Genomic DNA, 24,157 nt, shown 5'->3' on the forward strand with positions numbered 1-24,157 from the left:
TGTGGTCCGTACGTGGGGTCGTTGCGTGGGTGCGGGCGGGGTGCGCCGCAGGCCCCCCGAGCCGGGGGTTCAGCCCTTGGAGCCGGAGAAGGCGACGCTCTGCACGAAGTGGCGCTGGAGGAATACGTAGACGAGGAGCATCGGGAGGCTCGCGATGAGGGAACCGGCCATCATCACCGGGTAGTTCGTCTCGTACTGGCCCTCAAGGGAGGTCAGTCCGGCGCTGATCGGCATGGTCTGCGGGTCGGTGTTGACGATGAGGGGCCACAGCAGGTCGTTCCAGGCGGTCATCGCGGTGATGACGGCGAGCGCGGCGAGGGCGGGCCTGATCAGCGGGAGCATGATCGACCAGAAGATGCGGAAGGTGCTCGCGCCGTCGATGCGGGCCGCCTCCTCCAGCTCCCGGGGCAGGGCGAGGAACGCCTGCCGCAGCAGGAACGTGCCGAAGGCGCTGAACATGCCGGGCAGGAACAGCGCGGGCGTCGAGTTGAGCAGCCCGAACTGCTGGACGATGTCGTACTGCGGCAGGACGAGCAGGGAGCTCGGCACCATCAGGACCGAGAGGAAGAGACCGAAGAGCACGTCACGGCCGCGGAACCGCAGCCGTGCGAAGGCGTAGGCGGCCAGGGAGCAGAACACGAGCTGGCCCGCGGTGCGCCCGGCCGTGGCGAGCACGCTGTTGGTGAGCATCTCGCGGAACGGCAGCGCGCTGAACACCTCCTCGAAGCTCGACCAGTTCCAGTTGTCGGGCAGGAAGGTGGGCGGGACGCGGGAGACCTCGGCGAGCGACTTGACGGCGGTGAGCAGTTGCCACAGGAACGGGAAGACCATCACGAGCGCGCCGAGCGAGAGCGCCAGGTGGGTGGCCACGGACCCGGCGTTCACCCGTGGCGGCCGCGCGGTCCGGGACCGGCCGGTGCCGCCCGGCCGGGCGGCGTCGGTGGTCGTGGTGTCAGCCATAGTGCACCCACTTCCGCTGGAGCCGGAACTGCAGATAGGTGAGACCCGCGATGAGCAGCATCAGCAGGAAGGCGAGGGCGGCCGCGGCGCCCTGGGCGTTCTCGATGAACGCCCACTTGTAGAAGAGGCCGACGACGGACTGGGTGTCGCCGACCGCCGGGTTCTTCTCGCCCATCATGATGTAGATCAGGTCGAAGGTCTGCAGGGACTGGATCATGCAGATGACGGAGGCGAAGAACAGCGTCGGGCTGAGCAGCGGCAGCGTGATGGTGAAGAAGCGGCGCAGCGGCCCGGCGCCGTCGAGTTCCGCGGCCTCGTAGTAGTCCTGCGGGATCGACTTGATGCCGGCCATGAAGATGACCAGGTAGTAGCCGGTGGTCGACCAGACCATCACGGCGCCGATGGCGAGCACGGCCGTCGAGGGGTCGGACACCCAGTAGCGCCGGTCGACGCCGAACCAGCCGAGGACCTCGTTGAGTAGGCCGAAGTCGCCGTTGTAGAGCCAGTTCCAGACGAGGCCGACGGCGACGGGCAGCGTCACGAACGGCACGAAGTACAGGGCGCGGTAGACGGCCACGCCGCGCAGGCCGCGCCGGTTGAGCAGGGCGGCGACGGCGATGGCGACGGGCAGCGCGAGGAGCCCGATGCCGCAGTAGATCAGGGTGTTGCCGAGCGCCTGCCAGACGGTCACGTCCCGCAGCACGCGCGCGTAGTTGTCGGTTCCGGTCCAGGTGTGACCGCCGAAGGGACCGAACTCCGTGAAACTGAAGTAGAACGTCTGGAGCATCGGCCAGAAGTAGAAGACCGCGAAGCCGAGGCCGAGGGGTGCGATGAACCAGTACGCGGCCCGCTGTCCGCGCGCCGGGGGCCGCGCGGCGGAGGTGGGGGCCCGGCGGCCTGCCGACTTCGCGGCCGCCGTGGCGGGAAAGACACTCATGCCTTGCGCTCCTCCTTCAGGGCCCGGTCCATCTGCTCGCCCAGGGTGCGGGCCGCGCCCTCGATGCCGCCCTTGCCGCTGAACGCGGCGCCGAGGAGCGGGTACTGGAGGTTCTCCCAGACGGCGGTGTTCTTCGAGCTGGGGTACGGGACGCCGTACTTCTCCATGTCGATGAAGTGCTGGAGGTCGAACTCCGGCATCGACTTCAGCCAGGCGTCCTGGGTGCCCTCGTGGCTGGAGATGGTGACGCCGGACTTCGCCTGGATCTCGGCCGCCCTGCGTCCCGCCATGAAGTGCACGAACTTCCAGGCGGCGGCCTTCTTGTCGCTCTTGGCGGAGATCACGTTGGCCAGGCCGTGGATGACGGTGGTGTGCTCGCGGCCCTTGGGGAGCACGGTGACACCGGCGTGGTCCTTGAGGGCGGGCACCGCGTACATCTGCCCGGCCATCGCCGACAGGTCGTTCACCATGGCCGTCTTCTCCGACCAGAAGCGCACCCGGCCGATGTTCTCCACCATCGCGCTCTGCGGCGGCGACCAGCCGCGGTCGATCATGTCCGTGAGGAACCGCAGCCCTTCGACGGTCCGCTCGTCGCCGAACCCGGACTTCCCGTCGCGCAGGACGTGGCCGCCCGCGGCGTGGATGGCCGGGTAGAGGACGATCTGGCGGTGCATCTCGGAGCAGAAGCCGTGCACGCGCTCGCGCGGGTTGGTCAGCTCGGCCGCGGCGTCCCGCAGGTCGTCCAAGGTCCAGCTGGTGTCGGGGTACTTGATGCCCGCCTTGTCGAAGAGGGCCTTGTTGTACCAGAGACCGATGGTGTCGAAGTCCTTGGGCAGGCCGTACTGGGTGCCGTCGTAGGAGTAGAGGCGCACGAGCTGCTCGGGGTGGCGGTCGACGGGGGTGCGGTCGCGCGCGATGTGCTCGGACAGCGGCTCCAGGACGTCGTGGGCCGCGTAGAGCTGGAAGTTGACGGCGTTCATCCAGAAGACGTCGGGGGCGGTGCCGCCCCGCATGGAGGTCTTCAGGGTGGTCCAGTAACTCGCCCAGGGCGTCAGCTCGATGCGCACCCTGATGTCGGGGTGCTCCTGCTGGAACGCGGCGATGACCTGTTCCATGCCGGGGACCTGGGCGGGGTCCCACATGCCGTACGACAGTGTGGTGCGGCCGCCGGAGTCGGCGCCGCCGCCGTCGTCGGAGCAGGCGGCGAGCACGGGTGCCGACGCCGCCGCCAGGCCGGAGCAGAGGAGGGTCCTCCTGCGCATACGTGCCTCCGCTTGCGTTGGGGATGGGGGTGGGGACGGGGGTGGGGTCGGAGGGAGGTTGGGGGGGAACGCGTCGGTGCACCCCCGGGGCCCGGGGGGACCTCAGCGGTGGCACGCGCCGGTCAGCCGGCCGGGTCGGCGAGGAGCTCCTCCTCCACACGGTCGAGCGCCTTGCGCACCGCGCCGAGGGCGACCCCGCGCTCGCCGAGACCGCTCAGCGCGATCCGCGGGACGTGCAGGGTCAGCGGGCGCAGCCGTTCCTCCAGGAGCGGCACGAGATGCGGGCCGAGCGGGGTGGCGCCGCCGGTGAGGACGACGAGTTCCGGGTCGACGGCGAGCGCGAGGGCGGCGATGCCGGGGGTGATGCGGTCGGCGAAGTCGCCGAGGGCGGCGAGCGCGCGGGGGTCGTCGGCGCCCGCGGCCCTGGCGAGCGCGGCGACCTCGGACTCGCCGGTACGCAGGCCCTCCTTCCACCGCAGGGCCTCGTGTGCGGTGTTCATGCCGAGGAGCGGCAGGAGGCCGAGTTCACCCGCGCCGCCGCGGCCCCCGCGGTGCAGCCGGCCGCCGATGGTCAGGCTGCACGAGACGCGGTGGCCGGTGAGGACGCAGACCACGTCCCCGGCCAGGGTCGCGGCGCCCTGCCAGCGCTCGGCGAGCACGGCGAGGTTGACGTCGTTCTCGACGAGCGTGTGCCCCGACTCGCCGTCGGCGAGCAGCCGGCCGAGATCCACCCCGGACCACTCGGGCACCACGACGGAGGTGATGTGGCCGCCCGCGTCCACGACGCCGGGCACGCCGACGCACCGGGCGAGCACCAGGTCGCGGCGGACGGTGTGGGCGTCGAGGAAGGCGTCGATGCCGTCCTGGAGGAGGGCGAGCCGGGGGCCGCCGCCCAGTTCGGGGGCGACGTCGCAGCGTTCGGCGGCGAGGACCGTGCCCCCGAGGTCGGCGAGGAGCAGCACCATCTTGTGCAGCCCTATGTCGGCGCCCACCACATAGCCGGCCTCGCAGCGGAACCGGAACCGGCGGGCCGGGCGCCCTCGGGCCCGCTCCCCCGCCTCCGCCTCCGTGACCCAGCCCTGGCCGGTGAGCTCCTCCAGGGCGGCGTCCACGGTGGGCCGTGACAGGCCTGTGCCGGCGGCGAGTTCGGCGAGAGTCTGGGGGCTGCGGCGGTGCAGGGCGCGCAGGACGACGGTGGTGTTGAGGCGGCGCAGAGCGGCCAGATCATGGCCACGCGTTCTTTTTCGCATCAGCTCTGCACCTCGGTGACATGGCGGAGCAGCCCGATGACGGCCCTACTGGTGGGGATCCGACCGTCTCGCGCCGGGATTCGGGAGGAGAGTTGCATAAAGCGGGGCCGTCGGGAAGACCCCGCGCACACACGGGTGCGCCGGACGGTCCGCGGACCCGGGCGCGCGACCCCGCCCCGGGGCGTCGGCTGGCGCTGTCGGTACCGTCTCGTCACGGGGGACCGCCGGCACCGGTCGCCCGAACGAGCCGTACCGACCGAGGAGTTGCCCCATGACCGCAGTACCGCCCGCCGCCGGTGACCTCGACACCGGAACCCCGCACCCGGCCCGCGTCTACGACTGGTTCCTCGGCGGTTCGGACCACTTCGCGGCGGACGCGGAGCTGGGCCGGCAGCTCGACGCGCTCGACGGGAGCACCAAGTACTGCGCCCGGCACAACCGCTGGTTCATGCGGCGCGCCACCCGCCATCTCGCGGGCGCGGCGGGGATACGCCAGTTCCTCGACCTCGGCAGCGGCATCCCCACCGAGCCGAACCTGCACCGCGTGGCCCAGGGCGTCGCGCCCGAGGCCCGCGTCGTCTACGTGGACAACGACCCGATCGTGCTGCGGCACGCCGAACCCCTGCTGCACGGCACCCCCGCCGGTGCGAGCACCTTCGTGCAGGCCGACGTACGCGAGCCCGAGCTCGTCCTCGAACGCGCCGCCGCCGTCCTCGACTTCGACCGCCCGGTCGCCCTCTCCCTGGTCGCCCTCCTTCACTTCGTCAGCGACGAGGACGGCGCACGGGAGATCGTGCGCCACCTCGTCGACGCGCTGGCGCCGGGAAGCCATCTGGTGCTCTCCCAGATGGCGGGCGACTGGATGCCCGAGCGCACGGACCGCGCGGTGGAGATGTACAAGGCGGGCGGCGTCACCCTGGTCCCGCGCTCACGCGCACAGGTGGAAGCCTTCTTCGAGGGCTTCGACCTGCTGGCGCCGGGCCTGGTGTGGCCCCCGGACTGGCGGCCGGAACTGGCCACGGACGACGAGGTCCGGGACGGGACCGAGGTGCCGCTCCACGCGGGGGTGGGGCGGAAGCTGTGAGGGGCGGCGCCCCGCGGGTCGCGGGGCGCCGCAGGCGCGGGGTGCCGCAGGCGCGGGGTGCCGCAGGCGCGGGGTGCCGCAGGCGCGGGGTGCCGCAGGCGCGGGGTGCCGCAGGCGCGGGGTGCCGCAGGCGCGGGGTGCCGCAGGCGCGGGGTGCCGCAGGCGCGAGGTGCCGCAGGCACAGGGCACCCCGTCACGCACGGTGCCGCATCACGCGCGGCGTGCCGCGTCCCGCCGGGCAGCAGTCAGAGCGGGAAGCACGGTTGCGGACGGGTGGCGCAGTGGGGAGCGTCGTGGCGGTGGGAGGCGCCGGGGTCGGCAGGGCGCTCCCTTCGGGTCGCCTTGACGATAACTAGGCGCTCCTCATATCGTCCAAGTGACGAAAACGGGAGGGGTTCCACCATGGCCGACATCACCCGGCGCCCGGGACTGCGCCATCTGCGCTCCGCGCCCACCGCCCACATCCGCCACCACAGGAACGGCAGGCTCGCCCACGACGGGCCGGGGCTGAGCTTCTGGTTCCGGCCGCTGAGCGCGGCGCTCTCCGAAGTGCCCGTCGACGACCGGGAACTGGCGGTCGCCTTCCACGCGCGCACCGCCGACTTCCAGGACGTCACGGTCCAGGCCGCGGTGACGTACCGGGTGAGCGACCCGGCCCGCGCGGCCGAACGCGTCGACTTCTCCGTCGACCCCGACACGGGGGCCTGGCGGGCGGCGCCCCTGGAGCAACTGTCCACCCTGCTCACCGAGTCCGCGCAGCAGCACGCCCTGGACGTGCTGGCCCGCACCCCGCTGGCCGCGGCCCTCGCGGACGGCGTGGCGGCGGTGCGCGAGCGGATCGTCGCGGGCCTCGCCGCCGAGCCCCGGCTCCCCGCCACCGGCATCGAGGTCGTCGCCGTGCGCGTCGTGGCGATCCGGCCCGAGCCCGAGGTGAGCGCGCCCTGCGCACCCCGGCGCGCGAGCGCATCCAGCAGGACGCGGACCGCGCGACGTACGAGCGCCGCGCCGTCGCGGTCGAGCGCGAGCGCGCCATCGCCGAGAACGAGCTGGCAAGCCGCATCGAACTGGCCCGCCAGGAGGAGCGGCTCGTGGAGCAGCGAGGCACCAACGCGCGGCGGGAGGCCGAGGAGAAGGCGGCGGCGGACGCCGTGCGCACCGACGCCGAGGCCGCCCGGACGGTGGCGCTCGCCCGCGCCGAGGCGGAGTCGGCGCGCGTGCTGGGCGAGGCACGCGCCGCCGCCCAGCGCTCCTGGCTCGACGCCCACACGAGCGCCGACCCCGCGACCCTGCACGCCCTCGCGGCCACCCGTCTCGCCGAGAACGTCCCGCGCATCGAGAGCCTCACGCTCAGCCCGGACGTCCTGACGGGGCTGCTCGCCCGCCTCGGGCACGGGGAGCGTACCGGCGCCGGGCCCGGGGGCGAGCCGTCGTGACGCTCGCCCCGCGGGCCGTCCTCGTGCACCGCACCACCGAGTACGAGGAACTGCTCGCCCGGCACGGCACGCACGGGCAGGCCGCGTTCTTCCTCTCCACGCGCGGCCGGGACATCGACGAGGTGGCCGAGCGGCACCGGCGTGCGCGGCAGGCCCTCACCGACGTCGCGGCGGCCGTACCGCTGCGCTGGCGCGGCGCCCGGGTGGAACGCGCCGACCTGGACCGCTTCCTGTTCGGCCCCGAGGACGTGGTGGTCGTGGTGGGACAGGACGGGCTCGTGGCCAACGCGGCGAAGTATCTGACGGGGCAGCCGGTCGTCGGCATCGACGCCGAGCCGGGGCGCAACCCCGGCGTGCTGGTGCGGCACAGGGCCGCCGACGCGGCGAAGCTCCTGCCGCACGCGGCGGCGGGCGCGTCCGGCGCGACGGAACTCACCATGGTGGAGGCCGTCACGGACGACGGGCAGCGGCTGCGCGCCCTGAACGAGATCTACGTCGGCGCCGCGGGGCACCAGACCGCCCGGTACCGCATCAGCTCCGGCGCCGCGCCCGGGGGCGCGGAGGCCCAGGCGTCCTCCGGTGTGATCGTCGGCACCGGGGCGGGCGCCACCGGCTGGCTGGGGTCGCTGCGCCGGCAGTCCGGGGCCGGGCTGCGCGCGCCGGATCCGCACGAGGGGCGGCTGCTGTGGTTCGTCCGGGAGGCCTGGGCGTCCCCCACGACCGGGACCTCGCTCGTGCACGGGGAACTGACCCGGGATCAGCGCCTGTGGCTGACCGTGGAGTCGGACCGGCTCGTGGCCTTCGGCGACGGGATGGAGACGGACGCGCTGGGCCTCGGCTGGGGGCAGAGCGTGCGGGTGGGGGTGGCGGGGACCGCGCTGCGCCTGGTCGGCTGAGGGGGTTCTCGGGCCCGTGCCCGCCAGGTGTCCGGGTCGGGCGCCGAAGGCCCCGAACGCCGGTTGCGGGTACGAAGATCGCAGGTGGGGCCCGGTGTGGAGGATTCGTGCGGATAGGGCAGGATGGGCGGCCGTGTCACCCGGCGCGGGAGTGCGCGCGACGGCGGGCACGGCAGCGGACCGGCCTACCACGGGAGCGTATTGATGGACCGAGCCCTCACCCTGCACGACTGGACGATCGCCGGTGTCGCGGTGCTCTCCGGACTCGCCGCGGCCCTGTTGCTGCGTACGACCCTGCGCTGGCTCGGTGAGCGCGCGAGCCGCACCCGTTGGGGCGGGGACGACGTCATCGTCGACGCGGCGCGGGCCATCGTGCCGTGCGCGGCGGTGGCGGCGGGCCTGGCCGCGGCGGCCGCCGCGCTGCCCCTGACCCCGCGCACCGGCCGCACCGTCAACCTCGTCCTGTCGGCGCTGCTCATCCTCGCGGCCACGGTCACCGCGGCCCGGATCGTCGCGGGGCTCGTCAAGTCCCTGGCCCAGTCCCGCTCCGGCGTGGCCGGGTCGGCGACCATCTTCGTCAACATCAGCCGCGTCATCGTGCTCGCGATCGGCTTCCTCGTCGTCCTCCAGACGCTCGGCGTCTCCATAGCGCCGCTGCTCACCGCGCTCGGGGTGGGCGGACTCGCCGTCGCACTGGCCCTTCAGGACACCCTCGCGAACCTCTTCGCGGGCGTGCACATCCTCGCCGCCAAGACCGTGCAGCCGGGCGACTACATCGAGCTGACCAGCGGCGAGGAGGGCTATGTCGTCGACATCAACTGGCGCAACACCGTGGTGCGCAACCTCTCCAACAACCTCGTCATCATCCCGAACGCCAAGCTCGCCGGCACCAACATGACCAACTACAGCCGCCCCGAGCAGGAGCTGTCGATCATGGTGCAGGCGGGGGTCGGGTACGACGCCGACCTCGACCGCGTCGAGCAGGTCACCGTCGAGGTCGTCGACGAGGTGATGACGGAGATCACCGGGGCCGTCCCCGAGCACGAGGCCGCGATCCGCTTCCACACCTTCGGCGACTCCCGGATCGGTTTCACGGTGATCCTGGGGGTGGGCGAGTTCAGCGACCAGTACCGGATCAAGCACGAGTTCATCAAGCGGCTGCACCGCCGCTACCGCGCCGAGGGCATCCCGGTCCCCGCGCCGACGCGCACGGTGACGGTCCGGCAGGGGGAGCTGCCCGTGGTGATCCCCCAGCAGCGGGACGCGTCCGCGCAGCCGGTGGCGCGCGGCGAGAAGGCGATCTGAAAACCCTTTCCATAAGGGCTTTTTGGAGGGTCGCGAACAGCCCGTAAGGGAGCAAATCCGGCCGCATATGCCGTGTGGGCATGTGGCAGGCATCGTGGGAGAGGCCACGGATCCGCCGCTCGGGGGGCGGCACCCGCCCCGTCCGACCTGACGTACGGTTTTTTCCGGCCTACGGTCGGAAATAGTTGAAAACTGACACCTTGTGGTCACGGATCCGCATGAAGACGATCGGCCCCTGCCCGTCTTCGAGGAGGACCCCGTGACCGATCGCCTTTCGCTCTCTCCGGATGCCGCACGGCAACTCGCGACCGCCACCAAGACCGCACCCCAGATGCGCGGCACCACGCCCCGCTATCTGATGCGCGCCCTGCCCTGGGTCGACCTCAAGTCCGGTGTGTACCGCGTGAACCGCCGTCGTACGTTCGTCCTCGGCGACGACCGCATCACCACGCACACGGACAGCGGCTCGCCCCGCGTGGTCCCCGGCGACCTGCGCGAACTTCCCTATCTGCGCGACGCCGACGAGTCCTGTCTCACCGAACTCGCCGACGCCTTCACCGAGGTCTCCTTCGAGGCGGGGCAGGTGCTCGCGCAGGAGGGCGACCCCGCGGACCGGCTGTGGATCATCGTGCAGGGCCGCGCCGAGAAGCGCGTGACCGGACGCTACGGCGAGGAACAGCTCATCGAGGTCATCGGCGACGGCCAGTTCTTCGACCTCGGCGCCTGGACCCGCGAGCAGAACTCGCCGTACCGCGTGCAGGCCCTGACGCCCGGTACCGCCCTGTGCGCCGAGCGCGGCGCCCTCGCCTCCCTCGCGGGGCGTGACGAGCGGGTGCAGAGCTCCCTCACCGCGTACGTCTCCGGCAACGGCGTACGGCCCGGCTCCGAGGTGCCCGTGGACCTCGCCGCCGGGCACATCGGCGAGCCCGACCTGCCCGCCACGTACGTCGACTACGAGGACGCGCCCCGCGAGTACCACATGACGCTCGCGCAGACCGTCCTGCGCGTGCACACCCGCGTCCACGACGTCTACAGCGGCGACGTCGACCAGACCCGCCAGCAGGCGCTGCTCACCATCGAGGCACTGCGCGAGCGGCAGGAGTCGGCGCTCCTCAACCACCCCGAGTTCGGCCTGTTCCACAGCGTCGCCCCCGGTCAGCGGGTGCAGACGCGCACCGGCTCACCGACCCCCGACGACCTCGACGAACTCCTCGCGAAGGTGTGGAAGCAGCCGAGCTACTTCCTCGCGCACCCCAAGGCCATCGCCGCGTTCGGCCGCGAGTGCACCCGGCGCGGCGTGCCGCCGGTGACCGACAGCCGGTTCGGCAGCCCCCTGCTCACCTGGCGCGGGGTGCCGCTGCTCCCGTCCGACAAGGTGCCGTTCAGCAACGGCGCCGGCTCCAACGGGTCGGGGGCGGCCGTCGGCACCACCGAGATCCTCCTGATGCGGATGGGCGAGGCGGACCGCGGCGTCGTCGGCCTGCGCCCCGCCGAGGTCGCCGACGAGGCCGAACCGGGCCTGTCCATGCGGAACATGGGCACCGACAGGAAGGGCATCACCTCGTACCTGATGACGGCGTACTTCAACACGGCGGTGCTCGTCGAGGACGCCATCGCGGTGCTCCAGAACGTCGAGGTGAACAACTACCATGACTATTCCTGACCTCGGCGCGCTGCTGCGGTCCCCCGAGCAGCCACCCCCCGCACCGGTACCGGCGGAGACTGCCGCCCCGGCGGTACCGGCCGCCCCCGCGACCGTCGCGGTAACGGAAGTCCCCGCGGTCCCCGGTGTACCGGCCGCGGAGTCCGTGCCCACTGCCCCTGCGGTGCTCGGTGTCCCTGCGACGCCCACTGCCCCTGCGGTGCCCGCGACGCCGACGACCGGTGACGCCGCCGGGCTGCCCGCGGCGACCCCGTCGGGCGGCTTCTCCCCGGAGGCCGCCCGCAAGGACGTCCCGATCCTGCACCGCACCGTCAACGGCCACCCGCTCGTCTGGCTCGACAACGGCGCGACCACGCAGAAGCCGCGCCAGGTCATCGAGGCCGTGAGCGCGTACTACAGCGCGGCCAACTCCAACATCCACCGCGGCGCGCACACGATGGCGCGCGAGGCGACGGAGCTGTACGAGGCGGGGCGCGCCGCGGTCGCGCAGCTCCTGGGCGCGCCGTCACCGGACACGATCATGTTCGTGCGGGGCACCACGGAGGCCATCAACCTCGTGGCGCAGAGCTGGGGCCGCAGGCACCTCGGCCCCGGCGACGAGATCCTCGTACCCGTCCTGGAGCACCACTCGAACATCGTCCCCTGGCAGTTGCTGGCGGACGAGACCCGCGCCCGGGTGGTCCCGGTGCCGCTCACCCCGGACGGCGCGATCGACCAGGACGCCTACGCGGACCTGCTCTCGGCCCGCACCCAGCTGGTCGTGGTCAGCCAGGCGTCGAACGTGCTCGGCACGGTGCCCCCGGTGCGCGAGATGGCCGCCCTGGCGCACCGCTACGACGCGAAGGTCCTGGTCGACGGGGCGCAGGCGGTGGCCCACATGCCCGTGGACGTACAGGACCTCGGCGCGGACTTCTACGCCTTCTCCGGGCACAAGCTGTTCGCGCCGACCGGCATCGGGGCGCTGTTCGCGACGCCGGAGGCCATGGCGGCGATGCGGCCGTGGCAGGGCGGCGGCAACATGATCGACTCGGTGAGCTTCGAGCGGACGACGTTCGCGCCGATGCCGCACATGATGGAGGCGGGGACCGGTCACATCTCGGGCGTCGTCGGCCTGCTCGCGGCCATCGACTGGCTGCGCGGCTTCGACAAGGAGGCCGTGGCGGCGTACGAGCGGGCGCTGATGTCGTACGCGCAGACGGCCCTCGCGACCGTGCCGGGGGTCGAGGTCATCGGGTCGGCCGCCGAGCGGATCGCGGTCCTCACGTTCACGATGGCCGGCCACGATCCGGCGTCGGTGGCGAACTGGCTGGACAAGGACGGGATCGCGGTGCGCGCGGGCCACCACTGCGCGCAGCCCGCGCTCGCCCACTACGGCCTGGAGTCCGCGGCCCGCGCCTCGCTCGCCCTGTACAACACCTCGGGCGAGGTCGATCAGTTGGTGGCGTCCCTGCGCCGTCTCGAACAGGCCGGTCCCGGCGCCGGGGCCGCCGAGGGGTAGGCGGCCCCGGTGCGGGGCCCGGAGCCGTCAGCGTGTGGGACGGCGGCTCCGGGTCCTGAGGTGGAACACGATCAGACCGATGACGGCGAAGGACGCGGCCCAGAGCAGACCGAACCCGAGATAGCGCCACATGACGGTGTCGCCGAGGGAGCCGCCGACGGAGAACTGCATCGGGCCGAAGGACGGGAAGTACTGGAGCGCCGGCTTGTTGGCGGCCGGGTTGCCGAGCGGGTTCTGCAGGAACGTGTCCGTGAGCCCGCCCATGATGATCAGGAAGAAGCCCTCCAGGTCGTTCTTGACGAGGACGCCGAGCAGCAGCCCGAGCGAGCCGTAGGTGAGCGTCATCGTGACGAACCCGGCGAGGATCGTCGCCCAGCCGGTGAGCCCCGGGCGCCAGTAGATCAGCAGGGCGAGGGCGGTGTAGAGCGCGATCGTGCCCGCGACGATGCCGATGGCGAGCATCTTGGCGCCGATGAGGGTGGACTGGCGGAACCCGGCGAAGGCCAGCCGCTTGTCGAAGTTCAGGGCCTTGCGGACCGCGTCGAAGACGACGAAGCCGGAGATCATCGTCAGGGAGTTCATGCCGGCGGTGATCAGCGTGACGTGCTTGCCGTCGACGCTCAGCAGCTCGCCGGTCGAGTAGAGCTTGAACTCCAGGTCCTTGTCGCCCGCGATGGAGGTCATCAGGAGATACCAGAGTGGTACGAACAGGACCAGGAGCAGGGCCGCCAGCCGGTTGCGGCTCTGCTCCCGCACGGAGAACCTGAGCGCGGTCGGGAACTGGCCGTACAGCGGGGTGCCGGGGGCGCCCGGCGTGCCCGGGGCGCCCCTGAGGGCTTCAGACGCCGGCATTGCTGTGCTCCTTCACTGCCGTCGCACGCGGCGTGAGACGGCCCTCGACGAGGTCGGCGAGCACGTCGAACCGCTCCTGCTCGAAGACCAGGTGGGTGATGACGACGACGGCCTTGTCCCGCTCGTGGAGCTGGTCGACCAGGTCCCAGAAGCGCAGATATGTCTCCCAGTCGAAGCCCTGGTAGGGCTCGTCGAGCAGCAGGACGTCCGGGTCGTGCAGCAGCGCGAGGGTCAGGTTGAGCTTCTGCCGGGTGCCGCCGGACAGCTCGCCCGCCGCGGTCCCGCGGTACTTCTCGTAGCCGAGCAGAGAGACCAGTTCACCGGCCCGGTCCAGGCTGTCGAGCTTGTGGGCGGCGGCGAAGTACTGAAGGTGCTGGTCCACGGTGAGGTTGAGGTTGAGGACCGGGTCCTGCGGGCAGTAGCCGAGCTCGCCCCCGAGGCGGACCTCGCCGCTGTCCACGGACAGGGTGCCGGCGATCGCTTTCAGAAGGGTGGACTTGCCCGAGCCGTTCTCACCGACCACGGCGACCAGCTGCCCCGGTTCGACGGTGAGATCCGCGCCCCGCAGGACCTGGTGTTTGCCGTATGCCTTGTGGATGTCCCTGGCCGCGAGTGCGGGCTGTGGCCTTGTGGTCATGGCTGACCTCCTACTGCTTCCGGTGCCTGTGCTGGTTCCGGTGCTGGGTGCGGTGCCTGTTCCGGCGCTGGTTGCGGTGCTGGTCCCGAAGCTGCGTCCGGTGATATCCCGGGTGCCGGGGGGTCCGCGTTGAGGCCGCCCGCGTAGATGCTCAGGAGCTCGGGACCGAGGCGGGCGAGACCGGCCGCGGACAGCGGGTCGACGCCGAGGACCGCGGTCAGCTGATCGCGGAGCAGGAACACCGAGAGGTCGTTGACCAGCAGCAGCGCGGCGCGCACCTGCGGGTCGTTGCCGCGCGACGCCGCGCCCGCCTCGGCGAGGGCGTCGAGGGTCTCCCGGCTCACCGCGTACAGCCGGCGGAACAGGCCGCGGCCCGCGTCCGTGTCGGAGAGCAGCAGCCTGCGCAGATAACCGGGCAGCGGCGAGCCGACGGGCAGGTGCTCCAGGAAGATCTCGCCCAGAGTGCCGGTCGCGGCCCCCGCGTCCTCGAACGAGACCGTGCCGTCGCCGGTCAGCTCGCTCAGCAGGCCTTCGAAGACGGCGAGGACGTACTGGTCGACCTCTTGGCGCAGATTGTCCTTGGAGCGGAAGTGGTGCACGACCAGACCGGGCGAGACCCCCGCCGCGGTCGCGATCTGCCGGATGGTGACGGCTTCGGGGCCCTGCGCCGCGAACAGCCGCAGAGCCTCGTCTCTGATGACCGCCCGCGTGGTGCGGTCATCGGGCATTGAACGCATGTACAGCAGACTAAACAAGCGTTTAGCCGTCGGTCAAGGAGGGCGGAACGCCGGAGTCCGGGACGGAGCACGCGCCCGCCGCTCCGGCGCCCCCGCGCCTCTGGAGCACACCCCGCTCGACCGTCCGTTGAGACGCGCTCCGGTATTTCTCCACGAAGGGTTGAGGGGGTTCTCCGGAAATTGATCGGGTCACATGCCATGTAAACCCGTCAGGTGATCGATGGCCGCGGCGCGGCACCGACTGCAAAAATCATTGAAGCCGAACAGAGGGAATCCAGTGACCCATGGGAGCCCGGTTCTCTCTCTTTTCCGAGCGACGAGTGCTGCCCTTTGCTGCCCAGTGATGTCGATTGCCGCACCGGGGGAACGTCATGCACATCAATGTCCTGGGGCCCGTCTCCGTGGCCGCGGACGGAAAGCACCACGGAATTCAGTCGAACAAGGTGCGGGCCATGCTGGCCACGCTGGCGCTCGACGCGGGCCGGGCGGTCTCGCACGCGGACCTCGCCGACGAACTCTGGGCGGGCCGGCCGCTCGGCAACACCCGCAACGCGCTCCAGGCACACGCCACCCGGCTGCGGAAGGCGCTGGACCGCCACCCCCCGGGGCGCCGCGGGACGACCGTGCTGCGGGCGGTGCGCGGCGGCTATCTGCTCGACGTGCCACCGGCCTGCGTCGACGGCAATCGCTTCCTGGACCTCGCCACCCGGGGCGCCGCCGCGCTGTCCGTGCACCCCGAGCGCGCGATCGAGCTGCTCCAGGCGGGCCTGGAGCTCTGGCAGGGGCCCGCGCTCCTCGACGCCGGTGACGGGCTGCGCTGCCGGGGCGCCGCCGCGCTCTTCGACGAGCGGCGCCTGACCGCCTGGGAGGACCTGGTCCGCGCCCGGATCGCGGTCGAGGACACCTCACGGGCGGTGGCGGAGCTGCGCCGCCTGGTCGCCCAGCACCCGCTGCGCGAGCGCTTCTGCGAGCTCCTGATGCTCGCCCTGTACCGGACGGGGCGGCAGGCGGACGCCCTGGAACTCTTCCACGCGACGCGGCGGCGCCTCGACGAGGAGCTGGGGGTGCGGCCGGGAATCGTGCTGCAACGGCGGCACACGGAAATCCTTTCGCAGGATCCGGCGCTTTCCCTCTCCACCGCAACAGCCGCCCCGTGAGTCATTTCCCCTGCCACGGAACCCGTCCGGCATCACGTGTCACCATCCTCCGTCCCGCACCGGCGTGGATTTCGCCGCGCAGACGGGCCGGGACGGACCTCTCGGCTCATTTTCTCCACATCCTCTCCACGCATTTCTTTCGCTTGAGAGGTGTTGTTCTGGAACGCGTTGTTCTGGAACGTGTCGTTCTCCGCACGAAGGAGAGCTCGTTCTCCGCACGAAGGAGAGCTCGTTCTCCGCACGAAGGGGAGAGCGTTCTCCGCACGAAGGGAAGCGCAAGAGCGCGAACCCGCCGACGACCGCAGGAGCAGCCCCGTGACGACGTCCGATCCGCAAGCGCGCCGGGCCGGGCCCGCGCGGCCAGGGGAACCCGTCGCGATCGTCGGGATCGCCGCACTCGATCCGGGAGCCCTCGACGACGTCGTGGTCGACGTCGCCCGGTTCGGCATCCCGCCGCTCCAGGCGAGGTCCATGAACCGGATGCAGCTCCTCATGCTGGAGGCGGCCCGCCGGTGCCTCGCCGACGCGGGCCACCCGGACCGGCCGCTGCCCGCCGAGCGCACCGACGTCCTGACCGGCCTGTGCTTCGCCCTCGACCGGCAGCACGCCAACGCCCTGCGCGTCGAACTGCCCCGGTACGCACGCGAGGTGGAGCGCGCCGCGACCGCCGCGGGCGCGGACCCCGACAGCGCGGCACGCGCCGCGGACGAACTGCGCGGGACCCTCGCGCGCCGGCTCGGCGGATCGCCGCACGACCGGGTCGGCGAGATGGCGAGCACCATCCCCGCGCGGATCGCCGCGGCCTTCAAGCTGCGCGGCCGCACCCTCGCCGTGGAATCGGCGGAGGCCACCTCGTTCGTGGCCCTCGCGCAGGCGGTGCGGCAGCTGCGTACGGAGGTGTCGGACGCGGCCCTGGTACTCGCGGGGCAGCGCCGCGAAAGCCCGTACGTGGCGCGGGCGCTGGCCGCCAAGCTGCACGGGGAGCCCGTCTTCGGCACTTCGCGGCGGCCCGGCGCCGTGAGGCCACCCGGCGGCGGGCCGCCCGGCGCCGAGAGGCCCCCGGGCGCCGTGGGAACGCCCGCTCTTCCGCTCACCGAAGGCGTCGGTGCCGTCCTCCTCAAGCGGCTCTCGGACGCCGTGCGCGACGGGGACCGCGTCTACGCCACGATCCTCGACTGCACGCTCCGCCACGATCCGCGCCCCGGCTGCTTCCGGCCCTCGCGCTCCGCCGCGCTGCGACGGCGCACGGCGGACGACTCGCTGCGGGCGGCGGGCGTCGACGCGGACAGCGTGCAGTACGTGGAGGCGGTGGAGTCCGCGATCGGGTCCGGCGTGGACGCCGGAGGTGCTCCCGTGGGCGGCGGCCGTCCGGTCGGCGGGGTCGTGCGGGGTGCCGGTGACGGTCGTGCCTTCGCGCACGCGGGCCTCGCCGCTCTGGTCAAGGTCGCGTCCGCGCTGCACGCCCGGAGGTATCCGGGTCCGGAGGGGGCCTGTGCCGTGTCCGCCGGTGCGTGTACGGGCGTGCCCTGGACGGCGGGCGTGCGGGCCGGGGTGCCGCGGCGGGCCGTGATCCACGGGGCTTCGCTCACCGGGACGTTCTGCCATCTGGTGCTGGAGGAACCCCCTGTCGTACCGCCGGGGCGGCCCGGTGCCGCGCCGACGGGCCCCGCGGGCAGGGCCCCGGCGCCGGGCCGTGCCGGGCGTGCCCTGCCGTGGCGCCCCCGGCGTGCCGTGCCCGTCGCGGTGGTCGGGCTCGGCGGGCGCTTCGCGGGGGCCGAGAACGCGGCCGGGTTCTGGCGCGTCGTCCAGTCGGGCCGCACCCGCATCGCCCCCGTGCCGGACAGCGTCCTCGACCGGGACCTGTACCACTCCCCCGGTGCCCTCAGCCTCACCCACACCTACACCGACCGGGGCGGCCACGTGCCGGTGCCCGCCGAGGCGCCGGAGGACCCGGCGGTGCTGCCGCCGCGGTACGCGGTGCTCGACGACGCGCAGCGCCTCGCGCTCACCGTCGCCGCGGAGCTGTTCGCGCCGTGGGGCACACGGGGGCGGCCCACCGGGCGCGGCGTCGTCGCCGTCGGCGGCACGCTCGGTCCCGCACGGGAACGGCGCGCCCACACCGGCCTCTTCCTGAGCGGCCTCGACGACACGGTCACCGGGCTCGCGGCACTCGCGGGCCTGTCGGCACTGCAACGCAAGAAGCTCCTGGAGCGGCTGCGGGAACGGACCGGCCCGAGCGGCCCGGCCACCGGGGCGGACCGGGGCGGGGACAGCGACGCGCTCGCCCCCGCACTCCTCGACGGCTGCCTGGCCAGCGGTGTCGCCGCGCTGCTCGCCAACGAGTACGGGCTCGACGCGGTGCCGCTCGCCGTGGAGGCCGCCTGCGCGTCCTCGCTCGCCGCACTCGACATCGCCGTCGGCGAGCTGCGCTCGGGCACCGCGGACTACGCCGTCGCGGGCGGCGTCGAACTCGCCTGCTCCGTACGGGACATGGTGCTGTGCTCGGCGCTGGGACTGCTCTCGCACAGCACGAACGCCCCGTTCGACGCGGCGGCGGACGGGTTCACACCGGGTGACGGCTGCGGCCTCTTCCTCCTCAAGCGGTACGACGACGCGGTGCGCGACGGCGACCCGGTGCACGGTGTGATCCGGGCCGTGGGCGCGTCCAACGACGCCAAGTCACTCATCGCACCGGACGTCGACGGGCAGGTGCGTGCCATGCAACGCGCCTTCGCCCAGGTCGACTTCGAGCCCTGCACCGTCGACTACCTGGAAGCGCACGGCACCGGCACCAAGGTCGGCGACCGCGTCGAGATCGCGGCGGCGGCCCGTCTCTACGCGGGCGGGCCGCGAGCCGAACCCCTGCGCATCGGCTCTGCGAAGTCGTTTTTCGGCCACACCTTCGCGGCGGCGGGCAGCGCCGGACTGCTGCGCACCCTGCTCGCCCTGCGCGCGGCGACGCTGCCACCCAACACCGCGCTGCACACGCTCAATCCGGCCCTCGGTCTCGCCGCGATCCCCGCCGAGATCCTCACCAGGGCCGCACCGTGGACCCGGCCGCCCGGCCGGCCGCGGCGCGCGGCCGTCAGCTCCTTCGGCACCGGCGGCATCAACTACCACGTCCTCGTCGAGGAGCACCGCGAGGACCACTACGACCGGGACGACCACTACGACCGCTACGACCGCTACGACCGCTACGACCACTACGACGTCCGGGAAGAGAGGGCCTGACCGCGATGAGCCTCATCCACGACACCACGGCCGAGGCCGAGACGCGGGAGATGTGCCGCGCGGTGGAGCAGTTCGCCCGGCGCGAGCTCGGCGAACCGCCGCAGCCGACGGACCACGCGGAGTTCCGGCGGCGCTGGCTGCTCGCGGGCAGACAGGGCCTCGTCGGCAGTGTCGTACCGGAGCGCTACGGCGGCAGCGGTCTGGACGCCGTGGCGGCGACGGCCGTCCTGGAGGCCCTCGGCCACGGCACGCCCGACACCGGGTTCGCGTTCTCCGTCGCCGCGCACCTGTTCGCCGCGGTGATGCCGATCGTGGAGTTCGGCACCGAGGAGCAGAAGCAGCGCTGGCTGCCCGCGCTCTGCTCGGGCGAGCGGATCGCCGCGCACGGCATCACGGAGCCCGAAGCCGGTTCGGACACGCTCGCCCTGCGGACACGGGCGGTGCGCCAGGGCGACCACTACGTCCTCGACGGCGCCAAGGCGTTCACGACGAACGCCCCCGTGGCGGACGTCTTCGTGGTGCAGGCGGTGACGACACCCGGCGGGGGCTTCTTCGGGCTCACGGCGTTCTGCGTCGAGGCCGACACGCCGGGGCTCACGGTCGGGCCCCCGTACGACAAGGTGGGTCTTCGCGGCTCACCGACGGCGGATGTGCGGCTCGACGGGTGCGTGGTGCCCGCGGACCACGTCATCGGCGCCGAGGGCGCGGGGGCCGGTGTCTTCGCCGGGTCGATGAAGTGGGAGCGCACCTGTCTGTTCGCGGCGTATCTGGGCGCGATGCGGCGGGTCGTGGAGTCCACCGTCGAGCATGTGCGCGAGCGCGAGCAGTTCGGCGCGCCCATCGGGACCTTCCAGGCCGTGAGCCACCGCGTCGTCGACATGGTGCTCGCCCTGGAGTCGGCGCGGCTGCTCCTGGACAAGGCGGCGCGAGGGCTCGCCGGGGGCAGCGAGGACGAGGTCGCGCCCGCCCTCGCCAAGCTCGCCGTGAGCGAGGCGGCCGTGCGGATCGGGCTCGACGCCGTCCAGCTGAGGGGCGCGCTCGGCGTCCTGACCGGCGGTGACGCCGAGACGTTGCTGCGGGACGCGCTGCCCTCCCGCATCTTCTCCGGGACCAACGAGATCCAGAAGAACAACATCGCCCGCGCGCTCGGCCTCGGTGGCAGCCGCCGAACGCCGCGCCGCCGCGCCGCCGCCACGCCCGGCCGCGCCACCGACCCCCGACCGCCCCACCGACCGACTCACCGACCGACTCACCGACCGACTGACTGACGGGATGTCACCCACCATGTCCTCCAGCGCCCCCGAGCACAGCTCCGCCGCCTCGACCGTCATCGTGCACCGCATCCGTCTGCGCGAGGGCGTGACGCCGGAGCGCTTCGAGTCCTGGGTCCGGGACGTCGACTACGCGACCTGCCCGCGACTGCCGGGCGTCGTGGCGTTCACGGTGCTGCGCGTGCCCGCCGCCGAGGCCGCGGCGCCCGGCGAGTACTTCGAGATCATCGAGGTGACCGGCCGGGAGGCCTTCGAACGCGATATGCAAAGCGAGCCATTCCGTCGACTGGTCGCCGATTTCGAGAAGATGGCCGTGGTGGTGGCCGAGTCGACCGGAGACCGAGTGGGTTCCGGATACCGGTCCCACTGATGTTGCGAACCGAAAAACCGGGCGGTCGCACCGGTCCGGGAAACTCGCGGAGAATATGTTGAGGCGCCCCGATCGTGGGCACTTCCGTTCACCCTTCTTGACCGCGGAATTCCGTGGTCCGCCCAATGGCCGCCATTAATCCTGTTTCATAGGCAATGGCGACTGCCTGGGCGCGTGTGCTCACACCCATCTTGCGGAGCACATGGTGGACATGGGATCGCACGGTCGCGAGTGACACCGACAGTTCCTCGGCGACTTCCGCATTCGACTTGCCCTGCGCGAGCAGCACGATCACCTCGGACTCGCGCGGCGTGAGCTCCGCCGCCATCTGCGCGGTACGGCTCGTCCACCCCGGCCGCTCGGGCAGCCGCTGCAGGCTGCGCCGGGCGGCGGCGGGCATCACCATGGTGGCGCCCGCGCTCACCGTGCGGAGCACGTGGATCAGGTCGTCCGCCGAGGAGTCCGGGGCGAGGACCGCTCGGACGCCGATGCACAGGGCCTCGACGGAGCGGTGCGCGGACTCGGCCTTGGCGATGAGGACGATCTTCGTGCGGGAGGCGAGCTCGGCGAGCTCGCGCTTGTCGTCCAGGCCGAGCGCGGGGGCCACCACGATCATGACGTGGGGTGCCATCTCGGCGACGGCCGCGGCGGATTCGCGGCCGGTGGCAAAGCCCGTGACCTCGATGTCCGGCTGCTGATCGAGCAGCGCACGCATCGCCGCGGACATGATCGACTCATCGCAGCACACCAGGACGCGGATCTTCATGGGTCGCCGCCTCACCGCATCCCGGTCGACGGCGTCCCGCCGCCGCGCCGGCAGCGCCGGACCGCGTCTCCCGTCACGGCAGCATGCCCGAGCAGGCCGGCCGCACCGGTGCGACGGTGACTTTCGGAAGGTGCTCCTTGCAGCAGTTCCTCATCTCGCCGCCCCCTGTGGAATGACACGACCATGCGCCTTCGGTACCCCTTGTCGCTGCTGCCCGTAAACGAGTCCGTCGCATGTTCGAATCTGCTTCGAATCTGCGATTTACACTGCCCCTCCTTCACTCTGCCGACGTATCGGGGCAGACGCGCGAGTGCGGGATATTCCGTCCGCACTGCAACAGTATGTGGGCGCAACTGGCCTTGGGGCGAGGATTATTGGAAGAAGCACAAGAATGGCTCGAAACGGCGCGGGACGAAAGTCAGATCGTCCGTATGGAGGCGCCCGCGGGTCGCCTCGGGGAGCTCGGGAACTCGGCGGTCGGCCACCCCACGCGGCTCACGAAGAAGGCACGCCCAGGAATACCGAGACGCGACTGGAGGGCGGCGCGCACGTCGTCGTGCTGGAGTACGACGCTCACAGGATGCAGGGCGAGTCCGGCGCGCGTCGCGCACAGCCAGTAATCGGCCAGTCGCGCTCCGCCCTTGACGGCGTCCGCGAGTGTGGGCGTGTCCTCGGGCGCCGGCGTCCTTCCGGTCGTCGGCGCGCCCTGGGTCGTCGGGGCCCCGCCGGCCGTCGGTGTGCGCCGGGTGAAGCTCATCGCGACGACGGCGGGGGTGGGCCGTACGACGTCGGCGAGCCTGCGGGCCAGCAGCCGGTCGTAGCCCGCACGGCCGAGCAGGCGCATCGTCGCCGGGGCGAGTGCCACGCGCAGGGCCTGCCTGCGCGGCCACGGCAGCGGCCCGAAGAGCTGGTCGAGGGCGAACCCGTCACCGCGCGCGGCCGCCGCCGCAGCGGTGGGCCGCAGGTAGGCGTGGGTCTCGCGCCAGGCCGCGCGGTGGCTGAAGTCGCGACCCCCGTACCGCGCCACGAGATCCGCGAACGCCGCGCGGTCGGCTTCGGAGGTCAGATGCCGTACGCCGACCTCGGCGCCGCGGGCCGCGCCGCACCCCGACGGGGTCGTCAGGCCGTCGAGGAGAGCGGGGCGTACGGGGTGGGGGCGGTAGGGCGCCCGGTTGGTGCGGCGCGCTCTGGCGGTGGCGCGCAGGGCGGCCAGTTCGCCGGCCGGCTCGCCCGGGGGCTGGCCGGTCGGCTCGCCCGGGGGCTGGCCGGTGAGCTCGCCGATGGGCTTTCCGGCGGGCTTTCCGGCGGGCTCACCGGTACGCTCCGCCGGTCCGGTCGGCGTCCGTGCCGCCGGTCCGGTCCCCGTACGTGCCGCCGTCCCGGTCGCCGTCCATGCCGCCGTCCCGGTCCCTGTACGTGCCGCCGTCCCGGTCCCCGTCCATGCCGCCGTCCCGGTCGCCGTCCGTGCCGTCGGGCGCAGCCGCGCCACGCACAGGGCCGCCCAGGCGCGGGGCCAGGCGGTGCCCGGCAGCTCCATGCCGGGGGCGGGGTCGCCCTCCGCCGGTCCCGCGGCGAAGCGCAGCGCGTCCGCGGTCCAGCCCTGCGCGTCCAGGGCCCGCAGCAGGAGCTGCCCGTACAGGCCGCAGCTGAGGAGCATCTCGACGGCGTGGGCGGGCAGGGAGCGGAGGCTGCGGTCACGGTCGAGCCCGAGGACGAGGTACTCACACGTTCCGTCACCGTCCTCGCCGCCGGGAGCCGGTCCGCCGCCGACAGCCGGTTCGCCACCTGGCCCCGCCAGCAGTCGCGCCGCCACCGCCCGCGACGCGCTGCCGCGTGCCCACGCGAGCGCCCAGGGCTGGCAGTTGTGGGACGAGGGGCTGAGTACGGCGATCCGGGCGGCCACGTCGAGGGCGTCGGCGAAGGGGACGGGTCCGGCCGTGGCGGGAGTGACAGCCGAGGCAGCCGGACGTGCCGCGCCGGGGTGAGCAGGGCGGTCGGGGTGGGCGGGGTGGGCGTCGGTATGAGAGGTCCGTTCCGTGGGCATCGTCGTGTTCTCCTCTTCTCCTCGTTTCCTCGTCTCCTCTAACTCCACATAAGAGCGAGGGAGTAGCCGTCCACCTCTCTGGCCCAGCTGTCCAGGCGGGCGGCGTTCGCGGTGGGGGCGTAGCGGCGCAGCCCGGGGCCAGGGCGCCAGGAGAAGCGGCCGTCGGCACGCCAGGCGGTGAGTTCGACCTCCCGGGTGTCGACGCGCAGGCCGAAGCCGAAGTGCTTGAGCACGGCCTCCTTGCAGGCCCAGCGCAGCGACAGCGGCATGGTGGCGAGCAGGGGGCAGCCGGGTGCGGTCGGGGTCAGCAGCTCGGCGAGCGCCCGGGGCACCTGCCGGGTGCGTTCCAGGTCTATGCCGAGCGTACGGGGGCCGCAGGCGGCCACGGCCAGGTCGCCGGAGTGGGTGAGGCCGACCTGCACCGGCGCGTTCACCATCGGCTTGCCCGCCCGGATGCCCCGGGGCACCGCGTCCACGCGCACGTCCCGGGTGCGTACGTGCACGCCGTCGTGGCGGCGCAGATACGCGCTGACACCGTACTTGAGGGCGAGGCGCCCGGCCGTCCACTCCACGCGCCGCTTGGGCACGGGGAGTTCGGCGGCGCGGGCCGCCTCGTCGGCGGACAGGTGCCTGGCCTGGAGGGCCGCGCGGTCCTCGTCGCCGAGGGACCGCATCCAGGCGATGGACACGACGGCCAGCGTCAGGGGGCCGCGGACGTGGGTGACGCGCAGCGGGCGGGCGGGGTCGAGGGTCACGCCGTCGTCGGGACGGGGTGCCGCGGTACGCGCGAGGAGGGCCATGGGG

At 72.8% G+C, this 24,157-nt stretch carries 19 protein-coding genes and 1 pseudogene; 10 read left to right on the forward strand and 10 right to left on the reverse strand.

What is annotated here, in order from left to right; translation table 11 throughout:
• Window positions 1–69 precede the first annotated feature (69 nt).
• The 4 genes from GPA10_RS10160 to GPA10_RS10175 form a co-directional block, all read right to left on the reverse strand.
• Window positions 70–960: a carbohydrate ABC transporter permease gene (locus GPA10_RS10160; protein WP_157165170.1), complete on the reverse strand. Its 891-nt coding sequence runs from the start codon at window positions 958–960 to the stop codon at window positions 70–72.
• A complete protein-coding gene (locus GPA10_RS10165; RefSeq protein WP_157165171.1) occupies window positions 953–1,897 on the reverse strand; it encodes a carbohydrate ABC transporter permease in 945 nt (314 codons plus the stop codon). The genes GPA10_RS10160 and GPA10_RS10165 overlap by 8 nt, the downstream gene beginning before the upstream one ends.
• Complete coding sequence (locus GPA10_RS10170; RefSeq protein WP_157165172.1) at window positions 1,894–3,159, reverse strand: ABC transporter substrate-binding protein; 1,266 nt, start codon at window positions 3,157–3,159, stop codon at window positions 1,894–1,896. Before GPA10_RS10170 ends, GPA10_RS10165 begins: the two co-directional genes overlap by 4 nt.
• Before the next feature lie 122 nt (window positions 3,160–3,281).
• Window positions 3,282–4,409, reverse strand: a complete 1,128-nt coding sequence (locus GPA10_RS10175) for an ROK family transcriptional regulator (protein WP_157165173.1) — start codon at window positions 4,407–4,409, stop codon at window positions 3,282–3,284.
• Between the two features lie 271 nt (window positions 4,410–4,680).
• On the opposite strand from GPA10_RS10175, the gene GPA10_RS10180 reads away from it, so the two are divergent.
• The 6 genes and pseudogenes from GPA10_RS10180 (at window position 4,681) to GPA10_RS10205 (ending at window position 12,288) form a co-directional block, all read left to right on the forward strand.
• On the forward strand, window positions 4,681–5,493 hold the full coding sequence (locus GPA10_RS10180; protein WP_157165174.1) for an SAM-dependent methyltransferase: 813 nt from the start codon (window positions 4,681–4,683) through the stop codon (window positions 5,491–5,493).
• 402 nt (window positions 5,494–5,895) lie between these two features.
• Window positions 5,896–6,926 (forward strand): annotated as a pseudogene (locus tag GPA10_RS10185) (SPFH domain-containing protein).
• A complete protein-coding gene (locus GPA10_RS10190; RefSeq protein ID WP_343040613.1) occupies window positions 6,923–7,822 on the forward strand; it encodes a hypothetical protein in 900 nt (299 codons plus the stop codon). Before GPA10_RS10185 ends, GPA10_RS10190 begins: the two are co-directional and overlap by 4 nt.
• Window positions 7,823–8,026: 204 nt before the next feature.
• Window positions 8,027–9,127 (forward strand): mechanosensitive ion channel family protein, encoded by a 1,101-nt coding sequence (locus GPA10_RS10195; RefSeq protein WP_157165175.1) that lies wholly within the window; start codon window positions 8,027–8,029, stop codon window positions 9,125–9,127.
• A 259-nt stretch (window positions 9,128–9,386) separates the two neighbouring features.
• Complete coding sequence (locus GPA10_RS10200) at window positions 9,387–10,790, forward strand: family 2B encapsulin nanocompartment shell protein (RefSeq protein WP_343040614.1); 1,404 nt, start codon at window positions 9,387–9,389, stop codon at window positions 10,788–10,790.
• Window positions 10,777–12,288 carry a cysteine desulfurase gene (locus tag GPA10_RS10205; protein ID WP_157165176.1) on the forward strand — a complete coding sequence of 504 codons (1,512 nt, stop codon included), beginning with the start codon at window positions 10,777–10,779 and terminating at the stop codon, window positions 12,286–12,288. The genes GPA10_RS10200 and GPA10_RS10205 overlap by 14 nt, the downstream gene beginning before the upstream one ends.
• Before the next feature lie 27 nt (window positions 12,289–12,315).
• On the opposite strand, the gene GPA10_RS10210 is transcribed toward GPA10_RS10205, so the two are convergent.
• From GPA10_RS10210 to GPA10_RS10220, 3 genes are read right to left on the reverse strand one after another with little or no spacing between them, the layout of a single operon-like run.
• Entirely contained in the window at window positions 12,316–13,140 is an 825-nt protein-coding gene (locus GPA10_RS10210; protein ID WP_058847281.1) for a hypothetical protein, read from the reverse strand.
• Window positions 13,127–13,777, reverse strand: a complete 651-nt coding sequence (locus GPA10_RS10215; protein ID WP_157165177.1) for an ABC transporter ATP-binding protein — start codon at window positions 13,775–13,777, stop codon at window positions 13,127–13,129. Before GPA10_RS10215 ends, GPA10_RS10210 begins: the two co-directional genes overlap by 14 nt.
• Complete coding sequence (locus GPA10_RS10220; protein ID WP_241844928.1) at window positions 13,774–14,514, reverse strand: TetR/AcrR family transcriptional regulator; 741 nt, start codon at window positions 14,512–14,514, stop codon at window positions 13,774–13,776. The genes GPA10_RS10215 and GPA10_RS10220 overlap by 4 nt, the downstream gene beginning before the upstream one ends.
• Window positions 14,515–14,885: 371 nt before the next feature.
• Here GPA10_RS10220 and GPA10_RS10225 point away from each other — a divergent pair, with 371 nt between their 5' ends.
• The 4 genes from GPA10_RS10225 (at window position 14,886) to GPA10_RS10240 (ending at window position 20,543) form a co-directional block, all read left to right on the forward strand.
• Window positions 14,886–15,671 (forward strand): AfsR/SARP family transcriptional regulator, encoded by a 786-nt coding sequence (locus GPA10_RS10225; RefSeq protein ID WP_058847283.1) that lies wholly within the window; start codon window positions 14,886–14,888, stop codon window positions 15,669–15,671.
• A gap of 315 nt (window positions 15,672–15,986) precedes the next feature.
• Window positions 15,987–18,902, forward strand: a complete 2,916-nt coding sequence (locus GPA10_RS10230) for a polyketide synthase (RefSeq protein ID WP_343040618.1) — start codon at window positions 15,987–15,989, stop codon at window positions 18,900–18,902.
• A 5-nt stretch (window positions 18,903–18,907) separates the two neighbouring features.
• Window positions 18,908–20,170: an L-prolyl-[peptidyl-carrier protein] dehydrogenase gene (gene redW, locus GPA10_RS10235; RefSeq protein WP_246258969.1), complete on the forward strand. Its 1,263-nt coding sequence runs from the start codon at window positions 18,908–18,910 to the stop codon at window positions 20,168–20,170.
• 16 nt (window positions 20,171–20,186) lie between these two features.
• Window positions 20,187–20,543 (forward strand): RedY protein, encoded by a 357-nt coding sequence (locus GPA10_RS10240; protein WP_157165178.1) that lies wholly within the window; start codon window positions 20,187–20,189, stop codon window positions 20,541–20,543.
• 88 nt (window positions 20,544–20,631) lie between these two features.
• On the opposite strand, the gene GPA10_RS10245 is transcribed toward GPA10_RS10240, so the two are convergent.
• The 3 genes from GPA10_RS10245 to GPA10_RS10255 all read right to left on the reverse strand — a co-directional run bounded on the left by GPA10_RS10245 (window position 20,632) and on the right by GPA10_RS10255 (window position 24,153).
• Entirely contained in the window at window positions 20,632–21,309 is a 678-nt protein-coding gene (locus tag GPA10_RS10245) for a response regulator transcription factor (RefSeq protein WP_157165179.1), read from the reverse strand.
• A 418-nt stretch (window positions 21,310–21,727) separates the two neighbouring features.
• On the reverse strand, window positions 21,728–23,353 hold the full coding sequence (locus GPA10_RS10250; protein WP_157165180.1) for a hypothetical protein: 1,626 nt from the start codon (window positions 23,351–23,353) through the stop codon (window positions 21,728–21,730).
• A 38-nt stretch (window positions 23,354–23,391) separates the two neighbouring features.
• Window positions 23,392–24,153, reverse strand: coding sequence for a 4'-phosphopantetheinyl transferase family protein (locus tag GPA10_RS10255; protein ID WP_157165181.1), 762 nt, complete (start codon window positions 24,151–24,153; stop codon window positions 23,392–23,394).
• Window positions 24,154–24,157: the final 4 nt, after the last annotated feature.

The organism is Streptomyces typhae (assembly GCF_009755605.1).
GTDB classification, from domain to species: Bacteria; Actinomycetota; Actinomycetes; order Streptomycetales; family Streptomycetaceae; genus Streptomyces; species Streptomyces typhae.